Source organism: Kitasatospora sp. NPDC087861 (assembly GCF_044742585.1).
In the GTDB taxonomy this organism is placed as follows: Bacteria; Actinomycetota; Actinomycetes; order Streptomycetales; family Streptomycetaceae; genus Kitasatospora.
Genome location: NZ_JBIUUS010000001.1, coordinates 502,674 through 515,018, shown reverse-complemented (window position 1 = coordinate 515,018; position 12,345 = coordinate 502,674). Strand labels below are relative to the sequence as shown.

Annotated in this window: 22 protein-coding genes; all 22 read right to left on the bottom strand. The window is 67.4% G+C overall.

Annotated elements, in window-relative coordinates; translation table 11 throughout:
- Positions 1 to 142 precede the first annotated feature (142 nt).
- The 22 genes from rplO to ACIOJE_RS02270 all read right to left on the bottom strand — a co-directional run bounded on the left by rplO (position 143) and on the right by ACIOJE_RS02270 (position 12,118).
- On the bottom strand, positions 143 to 595 hold the full coding sequence (gene rplO / locus ACIOJE_RS02375; RefSeq protein WP_255752515.1) for a 50S ribosomal protein L15: 453 nt from the start codon (positions 593 to 595) through the stop codon (positions 143 to 145).
- A gap of 2 nt (positions 596 to 597) precedes the next feature.
- On the bottom strand, positions 598 to 780 hold the full coding sequence (rpmD, locus tag ACIOJE_RS02370; RefSeq protein ID WP_030055835.1) for a 50S ribosomal protein L30: 183 nt from the start codon (positions 778 to 780) through the stop codon (positions 598 to 600).
- Positions 780 to 1,403 carry a 30S ribosomal protein S5 gene (gene rpsE / locus ACIOJE_RS02365; RefSeq protein ID WP_030055834.1) on the bottom strand — a complete coding sequence of 208 codons (624 nt, stop codon included), beginning with the start codon at positions 1,401 to 1,403 and terminating at the stop codon, positions 780 to 782. Before rpsE ends, rpmD begins: the two co-directional genes overlap by 1 nt.
- A gap of 48 nt (positions 1,404 to 1,451) precedes the next feature.
- The gene (gene rplR, locus ACIOJE_RS02360) at positions 1,452 to 1,835 is read right to left on the bottom strand and encodes a 50S ribosomal protein L18 (RefSeq protein WP_030232494.1); all 384 of its coding nucleotides are present in this window, start codon (positions 1,833 to 1,835) and stop codon (positions 1,452 to 1,454) included.
- A gap of 3 nt (positions 1,836 to 1,838) precedes the next feature.
- Positions 1,839 to 2,378 (bottom strand): 50S ribosomal protein L6, encoded by a 540-nt coding sequence (rplF, locus tag ACIOJE_RS02355; RefSeq protein WP_280675127.1) that lies wholly within the window; start codon positions 2,376 to 2,378, stop codon positions 1,839 to 1,841.
- 22 nt (positions 2,379 to 2,400) lie between these two features.
- Positions 2,401 to 2,808: a 30S ribosomal protein S8 gene (rpsH, locus tag ACIOJE_RS02350; protein WP_031063036.1), complete on the bottom strand. Its 408-nt coding sequence runs from the start codon at positions 2,806 to 2,808 to the stop codon at positions 2,401 to 2,403.
- A 271-nt stretch (positions 2,809 to 3,079) separates the two neighbouring features.
- Positions 3,080 to 3,265 carry a type Z 30S ribosomal protein S14 gene (locus ACIOJE_RS02345; RefSeq protein ID WP_030055830.1) on the bottom strand — a complete coding sequence of 62 codons (186 nt, stop codon included), beginning with the start codon at positions 3,263 to 3,265 and terminating at the stop codon, positions 3,080 to 3,082.
- Positions 3,266 to 3,269: 4 nt separating this feature from the next.
- A complete protein-coding gene (rplE, locus tag ACIOJE_RS02340; RefSeq protein ID WP_030300393.1) occupies positions 3,270 to 3,839 on the bottom strand; it encodes a 50S ribosomal protein L5 in 570 nt (189 codons plus the stop codon).
- Complete coding sequence (gene rplX, locus ACIOJE_RS02335; protein ID WP_030055828.1) at positions 3,839 to 4,150, bottom strand: 50S ribosomal protein L24; 312 nt, start codon at positions 4,148 to 4,150, stop codon at positions 3,839 to 3,841. The genes rplE and rplX overlap by 1 nt, the downstream gene beginning before the upstream one ends.
- Before the next feature lie 15 nt (positions 4,151 to 4,165).
- On the bottom strand, positions 4,166 to 4,537 hold the full coding sequence (gene rplN / locus ACIOJE_RS02330; protein ID WP_030393301.1) for a 50S ribosomal protein L14: 372 nt from the start codon (positions 4,535 to 4,537) through the stop codon (positions 4,166 to 4,168).
- A 102-nt stretch (positions 4,538 to 4,639) separates the two neighbouring features.
- Positions 4,640 to 4,912, bottom strand: coding sequence for a 30S ribosomal protein S17 (rpsQ, locus tag ACIOJE_RS02325; RefSeq protein WP_110670527.1), 273 nt, complete (start codon positions 4,910 to 4,912; stop codon positions 4,640 to 4,642).
- Complete coding sequence (rpmC, locus tag ACIOJE_RS02320; RefSeq protein ID WP_063348970.1) at positions 4,912 to 5,136, bottom strand: 50S ribosomal protein L29; 225 nt, start codon at positions 5,134 to 5,136, stop codon at positions 4,912 to 4,914. Before rpmC ends, rpsQ begins: the two co-directional genes overlap by 1 nt.
- Positions 5,136 to 5,555: a 50S ribosomal protein L16 gene (gene rplP / locus ACIOJE_RS02315; RefSeq protein ID WP_030055824.1), complete on the bottom strand. Its 420-nt coding sequence runs from the start codon at positions 5,553 to 5,555 to the stop codon at positions 5,136 to 5,138. The genes rpmC and rplP overlap by 1 nt, the downstream gene beginning before the upstream one ends.
- Positions 5,556 to 5,560: 5 nt before the next feature.
- Positions 5,561 to 6,385 carry a 30S ribosomal protein S3 gene (gene rpsC, locus ACIOJE_RS02310; RefSeq protein WP_188306763.1) on the bottom strand — a complete coding sequence of 275 codons (825 nt, stop codon included), beginning with the start codon at positions 6,383 to 6,385 and terminating at the stop codon, positions 5,561 to 5,563.
- Positions 6,385 to 6,732, bottom strand: coding sequence for a 50S ribosomal protein L22 (gene rplV, locus ACIOJE_RS02305; RefSeq protein WP_030055822.1), 348 nt, complete (start codon positions 6,730 to 6,732; stop codon positions 6,385 to 6,387). Before rplV ends, rpsC begins: the two co-directional genes overlap by 1 nt.
- Positions 6,733 to 6,782: 50 nt before the next feature.
- Complete coding sequence (gene rpsS / locus ACIOJE_RS02300; protein WP_030055821.1) at positions 6,783 to 7,064, bottom strand: 30S ribosomal protein S19; 282 nt, start codon at positions 7,062 to 7,064, stop codon at positions 6,783 to 6,785.
- Positions 7,065 to 7,075: 11 nt separating this feature from the next.
- The gene (gene rplB, locus ACIOJE_RS02295) at positions 7,076 to 7,912 is read right to left on the bottom strand and encodes a 50S ribosomal protein L2 (RefSeq protein ID WP_280675144.1); all 837 of its coding nucleotides are present in this window, start codon (positions 7,910 to 7,912) and stop codon (positions 7,076 to 7,078) included.
- Positions 7,913 to 7,955: 43 nt separating this feature from the next.
- The gene (gene rplW, locus ACIOJE_RS02290; RefSeq protein WP_063348967.1) at positions 7,956 to 8,276 is read right to left on the bottom strand and encodes a 50S ribosomal protein L23; all 321 of its coding nucleotides are present in this window, start codon (positions 8,274 to 8,276) and stop codon (positions 7,956 to 7,958) included.
- Complete coding sequence (gene rplD / locus ACIOJE_RS02285; protein WP_280675146.1) at positions 8,276 to 8,953, bottom strand: 50S ribosomal protein L4; 678 nt, start codon at positions 8,951 to 8,953, stop codon at positions 8,276 to 8,278. The genes rplW and rplD overlap by 1 nt, the downstream gene beginning before the upstream one ends.
- A 4-nt stretch (positions 8,954 to 8,957) precedes the next feature.
- Positions 8,958 to 9,605: a 50S ribosomal protein L3 gene (gene rplC, locus ACIOJE_RS02280; protein WP_280675148.1), complete on the bottom strand. Its 648-nt coding sequence runs from the start codon at positions 9,603 to 9,605 to the stop codon at positions 8,958 to 8,960.
- Positions 9,606 to 9,619: 14 nt separating this feature from the next.
- Complete coding sequence (rpsJ, locus tag ACIOJE_RS02275) at positions 9,620 to 9,928, bottom strand: 30S ribosomal protein S10 (RefSeq protein WP_012785157.1); 309 nt, start codon at positions 9,926 to 9,928, stop codon at positions 9,620 to 9,622.
- 390 nt (positions 9,929 to 10,318) lie between these two features.
- Positions 10,319 to 12,118 carry a hypothetical protein gene (locus tag ACIOJE_RS02270; RefSeq protein WP_280675150.1) on the bottom strand — a complete coding sequence of 600 codons (1,800 nt, stop codon included), beginning with the start codon at positions 12,116 to 12,118 and terminating at the stop codon, positions 10,319 to 10,321.
- Between the last annotated feature and the right edge of the window lie 227 nt (positions 12,119 to 12,345).

Genomic DNA, 12,345 nt, shown 5'->3' with positions numbered 1-12,345 from the left:
GGCCCCTCCCCCACTCACGGGGTACGGGATGCCCGGTTTTGCCACACAAAAGAACGAGAGCCCGTCAACGGGGCGCCCGGAGAAACGCGCGAGCCCCGCACCTCCCGAAGGAGGTACGGGGCTCGCACCGAAGTCAGCGGGCTCAGACGAGCTCGGTGACGGTACCGCCGGCGGCGGTGATCTTCTCGGCGGCGGAGCCGGAGACGGCGTCAACCGTCACCTGCAGCGCAACCGAGATCTCGCCGGTGCCGAGCACCTTGACGAGGGAGTTCTTGCGAACCGCGCCCTTGGCGACCAGGTCCTCGACGGTGACCTCTCCACCCTGCGGGTAGAGCTCGGCCAGCTTGTCGAGGTTGACGACCTGGAACGTGATCTTGAACGGGTTCTTGAAGCCCTTCAGCTTCGGCAGGCGCATGTGGAGCGGCATCTGGCCACCCTCGAAGCGCTGCGGAACCTGGTAGCGGGCCTTGGTGCCCTTGGTACCACGACCGGCGGTCTTACCCTTGGAGCCCTCACCACGACCCACGCGGATCTTGTCGGTCTTGGCACCCGGGGCGGGACGCAGGTTGTGGATCTTGATCGGGTTGTCGCCCATGATCAGTCCACCTCCTCAACCGTCACCAGGTGACGGACCGTGTGGGCCATCCCGCGAATCTCGGGACGGTCCTCCTTGACCACCACGTCGTGCATGCGCTTGAGACCAAGCGAACGCAGGGTGTCGCGGTGGTTCTGCTTGCTGCCGATGTACGACTTGGTCTGCGTGATCTTCAGGCGAGCCATCAGGCGCTCACCCCTGCAGCACGAGCCCGCAGCAGAGCGGCGGGAGCCACGTCCTCCAGCGGCAGGCCACGGCGGGCGGCGATCTCCTCGGGGCGCACGAGGCCCTTCAGAGCGGCCACGGTGGCGTGCACGATGTTGATCGCGTTGTCCGAGCCGAGCGACTTCGACAGGATGTCGTGGATGCCGGCGCACTCCAGGACGGCGCGCACCGGACCACCGGCGATAACACCGGTACCGGGGGCGGCGGGCTTCAGCAGCACGACGCCGGCGGCCTTCTCACCCTGGATCGGGTGCGGGATGGTGCCCTGGATACGGGGGACCTTGAAGAAGTTCTTCTTGGCCTCCTCAACACCCTTGGCGATGGCGGCCGGAACCTCCTTCGCCTTCCCGTAACCGACACCCACGGTGCCGTCACCGTCGCCCACCACGACCAGCGCGGTGAAGCTGAAACGACGACCACCCTTGACAACCTTGGCGACACGGTTGATCGCGACAACGCGCTCGACGTAAGCGGTCTTCTCGACGGCGGGGGCGTTGCCCCGGTCGTCACGCTTACGGTCGCGCCGCTCGCCACCGCCGGTGCCACCGCCGGCGCCGCTACCGCGGCGCTGGGGTCCAGCCATTGGAATTACCTCTCTCGATTACGTCCGTCGACTGAGTCGACGAGCGGCTTAGAAGTCGAGCCCGGCCTCGCGAGCCGCGTCCGCCAGGGCGGCGATGCGGCCGGCGTACCGGTTGCCCGCGCGGTCGAAGACGACCGCCTCGATGCCGGCGGCCTTGGCGCGCTCGGCGACCAGGCTCCCGACCTTCTTGGCCAGCTCGGTCTTGTCGCCCTCGGCGCCCTTGATGGACACGTCGAGGGTGGACGCCGACGCCAGGGTGTGCCCCTTGGCGTCGTCGATGACCTGGGCGACCATGTGACGGTTCGAGCGCGTCACGACGAGGCGCGGACGCACCTCGGTGCCGACGACGCGCTTGCGAACGCGGATCGCGCGGCGCTTGCGAGCGGCGCTCTTGTAGGCGTTGCCCTTGCCGATCTTGACAGAGACGCTCATCGCTTACTTACCACTCTTTCCGACCTTGCGGCGGATGACCTCGCCCGCGTACTTGACGCCCTTGGCCTTGTACGGGTCGGGCTTGCGCAGCTTGCGGATCTTCGCGGCGACCTCGCCGACCTTCTGCTTGTCGATGCCGTCCACGTGGAACTTGGTGGCCGACTCGACGACGAAGGAGATGCCCTCGGGGGCCTCGACCAGGATCGGGTGGCTGTAGCCCAGCTGGAACTCCATGTTGGAGCCCTTCGCCAGAACTCGGTAGCCGACACCGCTGATCTCCAGCGACTTGCGGTAGCCCGCGGTCACGCCGGTGATCATGTTCGCCACCAGCGTGCGGGAAAGGCCGTGCAGGGCCTTCGACAGACGCTCGTCGTTGGGGCGGGTGACGAGCAGCGTGCCGTCCTCGCCCTTACCGATCTCGATCGGCGCGGCGACAACGTGGGTGAGGGAGCCCTTCGGGCCCTTCACCGAGACCGCCTGGCCATCGATGGTGACGTCCACGCCAGCGGGGACCTGGATGGGCAGCCGTCCAATGCGCGACATTGCTGTACCTCCGTTTCCCGAATTACCAGACGTAGGCGAGAACTTCTCCGCCTACGCCCTTCTTGGCAGCCTGCTTGTCGGTGAGGAGGCCGGAGGACGTGGAGATGATCGCCACGCCCAGGCCGCCGAGCACCTTCGGCAGGTTGGTGGACTTTGCGTAGACCCGCAGGCCCGGCTTGCTGATCCGCTTGATGCCAGCGATCGAGCGCTCACGGTTGGGGCCGAACTTGAGCTCGATGGTCAGCTTCTTGCCGACCTCGCCCTCAACGGGCTCCTCAACCTTGTAGGAGGAGATGTACCCCTCCTGCTGCAGGATCTGGGCGACGTGCGCCTTGATCTTGCTGGCCGGCATCGCCACGGAGTCGTGGTACGCCGAGTTCGCGTTACGCAGACGCGTGAGCATGTCTGCGATGGGGTCGGTCATGGTCATGATGGCCTCAGGCCTCTCTCGCCGTGGTTTCTCCGCGCCAGGTCCCCCCGCCGCACTCCGAGGAGTGCGGCGGGGGCACAGACGCAGGGGACCTGCGGCGTCGTAAGACTGGGTGCGAGCCCTCCGAAGAGGGTCGACGGCAGCTATGGAGCTACCGCGACAGGGGGCCCGACCCCACTACCTTACGGGATTCCGTACGCAGCCCCAAAAAAGGGGGCGCTGTGGGGTCGGGCACACCTGCTTCGCTATGGCATTACCGCGAGGTCCTGGACTACCAGGAGCTCTTGGTCACGCCCGGCAGCTCGCCACGGTGCGCCATCTCACGAAGGCACACACGGCAGAGGCCGAACTTGCGGTACACCGAGTGCGGACGGCCGCAGCGCTGGCACCGGGTGTAGGCCCGGACGCCGAACTTCGGCTTGCGCTCGGACTTCGCGATGAGGGACTTCTTCGCCATTGGCTCACGCCTCCTTGAACGGGAAGCCCAGAGCACGCAGGAGCGCCCGGCCCTCGTCGTCGGTCTGAGCGGTGGTCACGACGGTGATGTCCATACCGCGCTGACGGTCGACCTTGTCCTGGTCGATCTCGTGGAACATGACCTGCTCGGTCAGACCGAAGGTGTAGTTGCCACGGCCGTCGAACTGCTTCGGGGAGAGGCCACGGAAGTCACGGATTCGCGGCAGGGCCAGCGAGACCAGACGGTCCAGGAACTCCCACATGCGGTCACCACGGAGGGTGACGTGCGTGCCGATCGGCTGGCCCTCGCGCAGCTTGAACTGCGCGATGGACTTACGGGCCTTGGTCACGGCCGGCTTCTGACCGGTGATCGCGGTCAAGTCGCGGATCGCGCCCTCGATCAGCTTGCTGTCACGAGCGGCCTCGCCGACACCCATGTTGACGACGACCTTGACCAGGCCGGGCGTCAGCATGACGTTCTCGTACGAGAACTGCTCCTGCAGCTGACCCTTGATCTCGGAGTTGTAACGCTCCTTGAGACGGGGGGTCACCTTCTCAACACTCGTCTCAGACATCAGATGTCCTCACCGGTTCGCTTGGCAACGCGGATCTTGTTGCCCTCGTCGTCGAAGCGGTAGCCAACGCGGGTGACGACCTTCTTGCCGTCCTTCTCCACGACCAGCTGGACGTTGGAGACGTGCACCGGGGCCTCGACGGTGACGATGCCACCCTGAGTGCCCGGGCCCGGCTTGGTGTGCTTCTTGACCCGGTTCACACCCTCGACCAGGACCTTGTTCTCGGCGGGCATGGCCTGGATGACCTTGCCCTGCTTGCCGCGGTCCTTGCCGGTGATGACCTGAACCAGGTCACCCTTCTTGATCTTCATGCTGTTCGCCATGGGTTAGAGCACCTCCGGCGCAAGCGAGATGATCTTCATGAACTTCTTGTCGCGCAGCTCGCGGCCCACCGGGCCGAAGATGCGGGTGCCACGGGGGTCACCGTCGGTGTTCTTCAGAACGACCGCGGCGTTCTCGTCGAAGCGGATGTACGAGCCATCCGGACGACGGCGCGACTTCACGGTACGGACGACGACGCACTTGACGACGTCACCCTTCTTCACCGAACCGCCGGGGATCGCGTCCTTGACGGTCGCGACGATGACGTCCCCGATACCGGCGTAGCGGCGACCGGAACCACCGAGAACGCGGATGCAAAGGATTTCCTTCGCGCCCGTGTTGTCGGCGACTCGCAGTCGCGACTCCTGCTGGATCACAGCTTTCTCCTGATCGTCAACGAGAGCTGAGGGGCCGGCCGCTGCTCACACCAGCGCCCGCAAGGGGCCTGATGCACATACGGCCGTACCGCATCAACTTCGTTACTTGGCCTTCTCGAGGATCTCGACGACGCGCCAGCGCTTCGTCGCGGACAGCGGGCGGGTCTCCGCGAGGAGGACCCGGTCACCGATGCCGCACGCGTTCTGCTCGTCGTGCGCCTTCAGCTTGTTCGTACGGCGGATGACCTTGCCGTACAGAGCGTGCTTGACGCGGTCCTCGACGGCGACGACGACGGTCTTGTCCATCTTGTCGCTGACGACGAGACCCTCACGGGTCTTGCGGAAACCGCGCGTCTCGTTGGTGTTCTCAGTCATCAGGCGTTCTCCACCGTCTCGATGCCCAGCTCGCGCTCGCGCATCAGGGTGTAGATCCGCGCGATGTCCTTACGGACGAGCTTGAGCCGTCCGTGGTTGTCGAGCTGCCCGGTCGCCGCCTGGAAGCGGAGGTTGAACAGCTCCTCCTTGGCCTCACGGAGCTTGGCAACGAGACCCTCGTTGTCCAGCTCGCGGAGGTCAGCAGCCTTGGTGCCGGCCGACATCAGCTCTCACCTGCCTCGCGCCGGATGATCCGGCACTTCATCGGGAGCTTGTGAGCAGCGCGGGTCAGCGCCTCACGAGCCACCTTCTCGTTGGGGTACGACAGCTCGAACATGACCCGACCCGGGTGCACGTTCGCGATCCACCACTCGGGCGAACCCTTACCGGAACCCATGCGGGTCTCGGCCGGCTTCTTGGTGAGCGGACGGTCCGGGTAGATGTTGATCCAGACCTTGCCGCCACGCTTGATGTGACGGGTGACGGCGATACGAGCGGACTCGATCTGCCGGTTCGTCACGTAGGCCGGGGTGACGGCCTGGATGCCGTACTCGCCGAAGGCGAGCTCGGTGCCACCCTTGGCGGCGCCGCGGCGCTTGGGGTGGTGCTGCTTGCGGTGCTTGACCCGACGGGGGATCAGCATTGGAGTCAGGCCTCCGTTCCGGTGTTCTCGGCAGCCGGAGCCTCGGCGACCGGGGCCGCGGAGGCCTCGGCAGCGGCGGGGCGACGGCCACGGCCACCGCGCTCGCCACCACGGCGCTCGCCACCGCGGGCGGGACGACCACCCTCGGGACGGGCCGGGCGGTTGCCCGAGCGGGCAGCGGCGTTCTCAGCGCGGACCTCGGCGATGTTCTTGACGTCGCCCTTGTAGATCCAGACCTTCACACCGATGCGGCCGAAGGTCGTCTTGGCCTCGAAGAAGCCGTAGTCGACGTTCGCGCGCAGGGTGTGCAGCGGCACACGGCCCTCGCGGTAGAACTCCGAACGGCTCATCTCGGCGCCGCCGAGACGACCGGAGCACTGGACCTTGATGCCCTTGGCGCCGGACTTCATGGTGCCCTGCATCGACTTGCGCATGGCACGGCGGAAGGAGACGCGGGAGGACAGCTGCTCCGCGACGCCCTGAGCCACGAGCTGGGCGTCCAGCTCGGGGTTCTTGACCTCGAGGATGTTCAGCTGGACCTGCTTGCCGGTCAGCTTCTCGAGGTCGCCGCGGATGCGGTCGGCCTCGGTGCCACGGCGACCGATGACGATGCCGGGGCGCGCGGTGTGGATGTCGACGCGGACGCGGTCGCGGGTGCGCTCGATCTCGACCTTGGAGATGCCGGCGCGCTCCATGCCCTTCGTCATCATGCGACGAATGGCGACGTCTTCCTTGACGTAGTCCTTGTACAGCTTGTCGGCGTACCAGCGGGACTTGAAGTCCGTGCTGATGCCGAGGCGGAACCCGTGCGGGTTAACCTTCTGGCCCATTACCGGGTCCCTTCCTTGCTGCTGACGACCACGGTGATGTGGCTGGTCCGCTTGCGGATCCGGTAGGCACGACCCTGGGCACGCGGACGGAACCGCTTCAGGGTCGGGCCCTCGTCAACGTACGCCTCGCTGATGACGAGGTCGTCCACGTTGGAGTGGTTGTAGTTGTGCGCGGCGTTGGCAATGGCGCTGTCGAGCACCTTGCCGACGGGCACGGTGGCGGCCTGCGGAGCGAAACGCAGGACGGCCTGGGCCTCCGTGGCCGGCAGGCCACGGATGAGGTCCACCACGCGGCGGGCCTTCATGGGCGTGACGCGGATGTACCGCGCCTGGGCCCTGGCTTCCATGGTTGTCCCCTTGCTGGTGTAAGTCATTGAGTCGGTAATCTCGCTGGCGACTAGCGACGCTTCGACTTGCGGTCGTCCTTGACGTGACCGCGGAACGTGCGCGTCGGCGCGAACTCGCCGAGCTTGTGGCCGACCATCGACTCGGTGACGAACACCGGGACGTGCTTACGGCCATCGTGCACCGCGATCGTGTGGCCGAGCATGGCCGGGAAGATCACGGAGCGACGGGACCAGGTCTTGATGACGTTCTGGGTACCCGCCTCGTTCTGCGCGTCCACCTTCTTGAGAAGGTGGCCGTCGATGAAGGGGCCCTTCTTGAGACTGCGCGGCATCTGACCTGCTCCTAGCGCTTCTTGTTGGTCTTGCGGCGGCGCACGATGAGAGCGTCCGACGCCTTCTTCGGGCGACGGGTGCGACCCTCCTTCTGGCCCCACGGCGAGACCGGGTGGCGGCCACCAGAGGTCTTACCCTCACCACCACCGTGCGGGTGGTCGATCGGGTTCATGGCGACACCACGCACGGTCGGGCGGACGCCCTTCCAGCGCATGCGGCCGGCCTTGCCCCAGTTGATGTTCGACTGCTCGGCGTTGCCGACCTCGCCGACGGTCGCGCGGCAACGCGCGTCGACCAGGCGGATCTCACCGGAGGGCATGCGCAGGTGCGCCATGCGACCCTCACGGGCGAGCAGCTGGATGCCGGAACCGGCGGAGCGGGCCAGCTTGGCACCGCCACCGGGACGCAGCTCCACCGCGTGGATGGTGGTACCGACCGGGATGTTGCGCAGCGGCAGGTTGTTGCCCGGCTTGATGTCGGCGCCAGCGCCGTTCTCGACCCGGTCACCCTGCGCGATGCCGCGCGGCGCGATGATGTAGCGCTTCTCGCCGTCCGCGTAGTGCAGGAGCGCGATGCGCGCGGTGCGGTTCGGGTCGTACTCGATGTGCGCGACCTTGGCCGGCACGCCGTCCTTGTCGTGACGACGGAAGTCGATCACGCGGTAGGCGCGCTTGTGACCGCCACCCTGGTGGCGAACGGTGATCCGACCGGCGTTGTTACGGCCGCCCTTGCTGTGCAGGGGGCGAACCAGCGACTTCTCCGGCGTGGACCGCGTGATCTCTACGAAGTCGGCCACGCTGGAGCCACGACGGCCCGGCGTAGTCGGCTTGTACTTGCGGATGCCCATTTGGCTCTCTCGTCCTCGTCCTTATCGACGATCACGATCCCCGTTAGGAGACCGGACCACCGAAGATGTCGATGCGGTTGCCCTCAGCCAGCGTCACGATGGCGCGCTTGGTGTCCTTGCGCTTGCCAAAGCCCGTCTTGGAGCGCTTGCGCTTGCCCTGACGGTTGAGCGTGTTGACGGACTCGACCTTGACCGAGAAGACCGCCTCGACGGCCTGCTTGATCTGGGTCTTGTTGGCACCGGGCGACACGACGAACGTGTACTTGTTCTCGTCGAGGAGCGAGTAGCTCTTCTCCGAGATGACCGGCTTCACCAGGACGTCACGGGGGTCCGTGAACGTCTTGCTCGTGATCTCTGCAGCCATCAGGCGGCGCTCCCTTCGAGCTCGCCCTCAGCAGCCACGGCCTTGGCGGACGCGGCGGGACCCGCCACGAAACGCTCGAAGGCGGCCTGGGTGAAGACCACATCGTCGGAGACGAGCACGTCGTAGGTGTTCAGCTGACCGGCGTCCAGGATGTGCACGTGCGGCAGGTTGCGAGCGGACTTGAGGCCCAGCTCGTCCGCGCGCTCGACGACCAGAAGGACGTTCTTGCGCTCGGTGATCTTGCCGAACAGGCTCTTGGCGGCCTTGGTCGACGGCGCCTCGGTCGCGGTCACGTCGGTGATGACGTGGATGCGGTTGTGGCGGGCCCGGTCGGTGAGCGCACCGCGCAGGGCGGCGGCGATCATCTTCTTCGGGGTCCGCTGCGAGTAGTCGCGCGGCACGGGACCGTGCACGACGCCACCGCCGGCGAACTGCGGCGCACGGGTCGAGCCCTGACGGGCGCGGCCGGTGCCCTTCTGGCGGTACGGCTTCCTGCCGCCACCGCGGACCTCGCCACGAGTCTTGGTCTTGTGGGTGCCCTGACGGGCCGCAGCGAGCTGCGCCACGACGACCTGGTGCATCAGCGGAACGCTGACCTTCGCGTCGAAGATCTCGGCCGGCAGCTCGAGGCTGCCGGTCTTGTCGCCCGAGGGCGACAGGATGTCAATGGTGCTCATATCCTCACAGCCCCTTCGCCGCGGTGCGGACGAGGACGAGGCCGCCGTTCGGGCCCGGGATTGCGCCCTTGATCAGGAGCAGCCCCTTCTCCGCGTCAACGGCATGGATGGTCAGGTTCTGGGTGGTCACACGCTCGTGGCCCATCCGGCCGGCCATCCTCACGCCCTTGAACACGCGACCCGGGGTGGCACAGCCACCGATCGAGCCGGGCGAGCGGTGCTTGCGCTGCACACCGTGACCGGCGCCGAGGCCCCGGAAGTTGTGGCGCTTCATGACACCGGCGAAGCCCTTGCCCTTGGAGGTGCCGGTCACGTCGACCCGGACACCCGCCTCGAACAGCTCCGCGGTGATCTCCTGGCCGAGGGTGTACTCGGAAGCATCCGCGGTGCGGAGCTCGACCAGGTGGCGGCGCGGGGTGACACCGGCCTTGGCGAAGTGGCCCGCGAGGGGCTTGTTCACCTTGCGGGGGTCGATCTCGCCGAAGCCGATCTGGACGGCGTCGTAGCCGGCCGGACTGTCGGCGGTGTGGACCTGGGTCACGACATTGGGCCCAGCCTTGACGACGGTCACCGGAACGACCCGGTTGTTCTCGTCCCAGACCTGGGTCATGCCGAGCTTCTCGCCCAGGATGCCCTTAATCTGCTTAGCCATCTTCGGTGCGCCTCTCAGAGCTTGATCTCGATGTCGACGCCCGCCGGCAGGTCGAGACGCATGAGCGAGTCAACCGTCTTCGGCGTGGGGTCGAGGATGTCGATCAGACGCTTGTGAGTACGCATCTCGAAGTGCTCGCGCGAGTCCTTGTACTTGTGCGGCGAGCGGATGACGCAGTACACGTTCTTCTCAGTGGGCAGCGGCACCGGGCCCGCGACCTGCGCACCAGTACGGATCACCGTCTCGACGATCTTCTTCGCCGAAGAGTCGATGACCTCGTGGTCGTAGGCCTTGAGCCGGATGCGGATCTTCTGTCCCGCCATGGCTACTCAGTAGTCCTTTGTCCTAGTCACTGCACGACCACCCTCCGACCCCCGCGCTCGGGCGTGTCGCACTCGCGCTTGCAAAAAACCGGCGAAAAACTCGTCGGCTTCAAACCTTCGGGGTTGGGGGGCGCCGGGCCGAGGCCCCGCACACGCTTCCCGGAAGATTCCCGTACTTTCGCCCCGCAGCTGCCGTGGCGTCGACTTCACGCTTAACGGCCATCACGGGAACGACGAGTACATGGGACTCGCTTCCAGTCCTCCCGGCGGGAGACGCGCAGCATCGGCACTCAACCGAGCAACTTGGACATACTGCCACATGGAGCAGCCCGGATGCCAATCGGGGCCGGTGAGGTACCCCTCACCGGCCCCGCTGGTCGCTCGTGCGGATTACTTCTTCTGTTCGTTCACCCAGGGGGCCTGCCGGCCGCAGACCGCCGGCCAGTCCTCGGTGCTCACGTTGGCGCACCAGATGAAGCCCTTGTCGGTCTCCGGCTTCCAGTCCTTGGTGATGATGTCCGCGCACTTCGCCACCGGCGAGAACTTCGGACAGGTGCCGTCCTTCTTCTTGATGGTGTGCGCCCGCCAGGCGTCCAGGCCCATGCTGTTGGTGGACTCCGCCTGCGGCATGTAGCGGTCGACCGACCAGGAGGCGCCCATCGTCGCGAACAGCGCCAGCGCGCAGATCAGACCGGCGGCCAGCTGCTTGGTGACCCGGCGCGGGATCGCCGGCCCGGCGGAGGCCGCGCGGCCGTTCGAACGGAGCAGCCGCTCCAGCCAGCCGGCGCCGCGCTCCAGGCCGGTCATCAGCCCGACCACGGCCAGGATCAGCAGGCAGTACATGATGATCCAGGTGGTCCGCGGGTACAGCTGGATCATCTGCTCGTGCGCCATGTGCGAGGCGAACCAGAACCGCAGCAACCAGGCCCCGGCCAGCACCGCCGCCGCCACCCGGACCACCATGCTGCGCAGGCCCAGGCCCACCCCGATGCCGACCGCCGCGACCAGCATGATGGCGAAGCCGGTCTGGCCGGCCAGCTCGCCCGACTGAGGCCAGTTGTGGTACGTCAGCCCGCCGTTGCGGTCCGACATCCAGCCGAGCACGTACGTCGGGTCGACGTAGTTGACGATGTAGGCGTAGCGGTCGGGGGTGTCCGCGCCGAGCTTGACGATCTGGTACAGCAGCGGCGCGCCTATCACCCCGGCGGTGCCCACGGTGACGCCCAGGAACAGCAACCCGCGGCGGACGGTCTGCTTGCCGCGCCGCCACGGGAAGACGAACAGGGTCAGCAGGAAGACGCCCGGCGCCGACCAGAGGTACCAGCCCGAGTACCAGAGGAAGAGGATGCCGAAGGCCGCGCCGAAGCCGAGGGCGCGCAGCCAGAGCGCCCGGGTCGACAGCTCCCCCGCCCGGCGCAGCTCGCGCAGGCAGGCCGCCAGCAGCGGCAGCAGGACGATCATCGTCACGTGGCTGTACGGGCGGATCGGGTCCAGGAAGACCAGCGCGGACGGCACCGCGATGGCCAGCGCCCAGAACGGCCGCAGCATGAGCCGCCAGGCCAGGTAGCTCATCGGGCCGACCAGCGCGCTGCAGATGATCTGCAGGTCGTGCAGGGCGAAGCCGGCGCCGCCGACCCCGCCGTAACGCAGCTTGGACCAGATCGCGATCGCCGCCGGGAACAGCGGCGGGTACACGCCGGAGATGCCCTTGCCGTGCATCATCGACGTCGCCATGTCGATCAGGACGCTCGGGTCGCCCTCCTGCCCGCCGAGCGGCCACGGGGTGCCGCGCAGCGCGACCACCACGCCGCCGGCCACCACGCCGGTGGCCAGGCCCGCCAGCGCGGCGCAGACCAGCCGCTGGACGATGCCGTGCCGGCGCAGCCCGCCCCGGTAGGCGGTGTAGACCAGGACGGCCAGGATCGGCAGGCCGACCATCGCCACGTACTGCTGGATCTTGGCCAGGCCGCTGACCTGCCCGATCCGGTTCATCGGGTTGACGCTGATGTGACGGCACAGCAGCGTGAAGCCGAGCGCCGCCACCACGCTGACCAGGATCTCCCCCGCCACGAGCACCCCGCGCCGCTCGAACCAGCGGTCGCCGGCCCCCGGGTCGACGGGGCGGGCCTGGTCCGCCCCGTCGGGTGGCACGTCCGATCCGCGGAGCCGGTCGGTTGCCAGATCGGTCATGTCGCTTCACTTCCGTAGGACTTCGGGCTGCTGCTGGGCGGTACGGGCGGTCGGGGCCCTCGAAGGACAGTACCGCGTGCCAAGGCCCCACCGGGCAGCCGGAGTCCGCCCGACCGGCCCCCACAACCGCCCCGGGCACGGGCCGTACCGGGGCGCTCACGGCGGCCTCCTCCCGGTCTCCTCCCCCGGCGCGAGCCCGGCGCTGCGGGTTTCCGCCGATTTGCGCG

Excerpts from the sequence above, each read along its gene's own strand:
- rpsQ (WP_110670527.1), bottom strand. The coding sequence starts at position 4,912 with ATGACTGAGAACACCAACGAGACGCGCGGTTTCCGCAAGACCCGTGAG.
- rpsJ (WP_012785157.1), bottom strand. The coding sequence starts at position 9,928 with ATGGCGGGACAGAAGATCCGCATCCGGCTCAAGGCCTACGACCACGAG.
- rplF (WP_280675127.1), bottom strand. The coding sequence starts at position 2,378 with ATGTCGCGCATTGGACGGCTGCCCATCCAGGTCCCCGCTGGCGTGGAC.
- rplB (WP_280675144.1), bottom strand. The coding sequence starts at position 7,912 with ATGGGCATCCGCAAGTACAAGCCGACTACGCCGGGCCGTCGTGGCTCC.
- rplX (WP_030055828.1), bottom strand. The coding sequence starts at position 4,150 with ATGAAGATCAAGAAGGGTGACCTGGTTCAGGTCATCACCGGCAAGGAC.
- rpmC (WP_063348970.1), bottom strand. The coding sequence starts at position 5,136 with ATGTCGGCCGGCACCAAGGCTGCTGACCTCCGCGAGCTGGACAACGAG.
- rpsH (WP_031063036.1), bottom strand. The coding sequence starts at position 2,808 with ATGACCATGACCGACCCCATCGCAGACATGCTCACGCGTCTGCGTAAC.
- rpsS (WP_030055821.1), bottom strand. The coding sequence starts at position 7,064 with ATGCCGCGCAGTCTCAAGAAGGGCCCCTTCATCGACGGCCACCTTCTC.
- rpmD (WP_030055835.1), bottom strand. The coding sequence starts at position 780 with ATGGCTCGCCTGAAGATCACGCAGACCAAGTCGTACATCGGCAGCAAG.
- rplW (WP_063348967.1), bottom strand. The coding sequence starts at position 8,276 with ATGGCTGCAGAGATCACGAGCAAGACGTTCACGGACCCCCGTGACGTC.
- rplC (WP_280675148.1), bottom strand. The coding sequence starts at position 9,605 with ATGGCTAAGCAGATTAAGGGCATCCTGGGCGAGAAGCTCGGCATGACC.
- rpsE (WP_030055834.1), bottom strand. The coding sequence starts at position 1,403 with ATGGCTGGACCCCAGCGCCGCGGTAGCGGCGCCGGCGGTGGCACCGGC.
- rplE (WP_030300393.1), bottom strand. The coding sequence starts at position 3,839 with ATGTCTGAGACGAGTGTTGAGAAGGTGACCCCCCGTCTCAAGGAGCGT.
- ACIOJE_RS02345 (WP_030055830.1), bottom strand. The coding sequence starts at position 3,265 with ATGGCGAAGAAGTCCCTCATCGCGAAGTCCGAGCGCAAGCCGAAGTTC.
- rplV (WP_030055822.1), bottom strand. The coding sequence starts at position 6,732 with ATGGAAGCCAGGGCCCAGGCGCGGTACATCCGCGTCACGCCCATGAAG.
- rpsC (WP_188306763.1), bottom strand. The coding sequence starts at position 6,385 with ATGGGCCAGAAGGTTAACCCGCACGGGTTCCGCCTCGGCATCAGCACG.
- rplO (WP_255752515.1), bottom strand. The coding sequence starts at position 595 with ATGGGCGACAACCCGATCAAGATCCACAACCTGCGTCCCGCCCCGGGT.
- ACIOJE_RS02270 (WP_280675150.1), bottom strand. The coding sequence starts at position 12,118 with ATGACCGATCTGGCAACCGACCGGCTCCGCGGATCGGACGTGCCACCC.
- rplR (WP_030232494.1), bottom strand. The coding sequence starts at position 1,835 with ATGAGCGTCTCTGTCAAGATCGGCAAGGGCAACGCCTACAAGAGCGCC.
- rplP (WP_030055824.1), bottom strand. The coding sequence starts at position 5,555 with ATGCTGATCCCCCGTCGGGTCAAGCACCGCAAGCAGCACCACCCCAAG.
- rplD (WP_280675146.1), bottom strand. The coding sequence starts at position 8,953 with ATGAGCACCATTGACATCCTGTCGCCCTCGGGCGACAAGACCGGCAGC.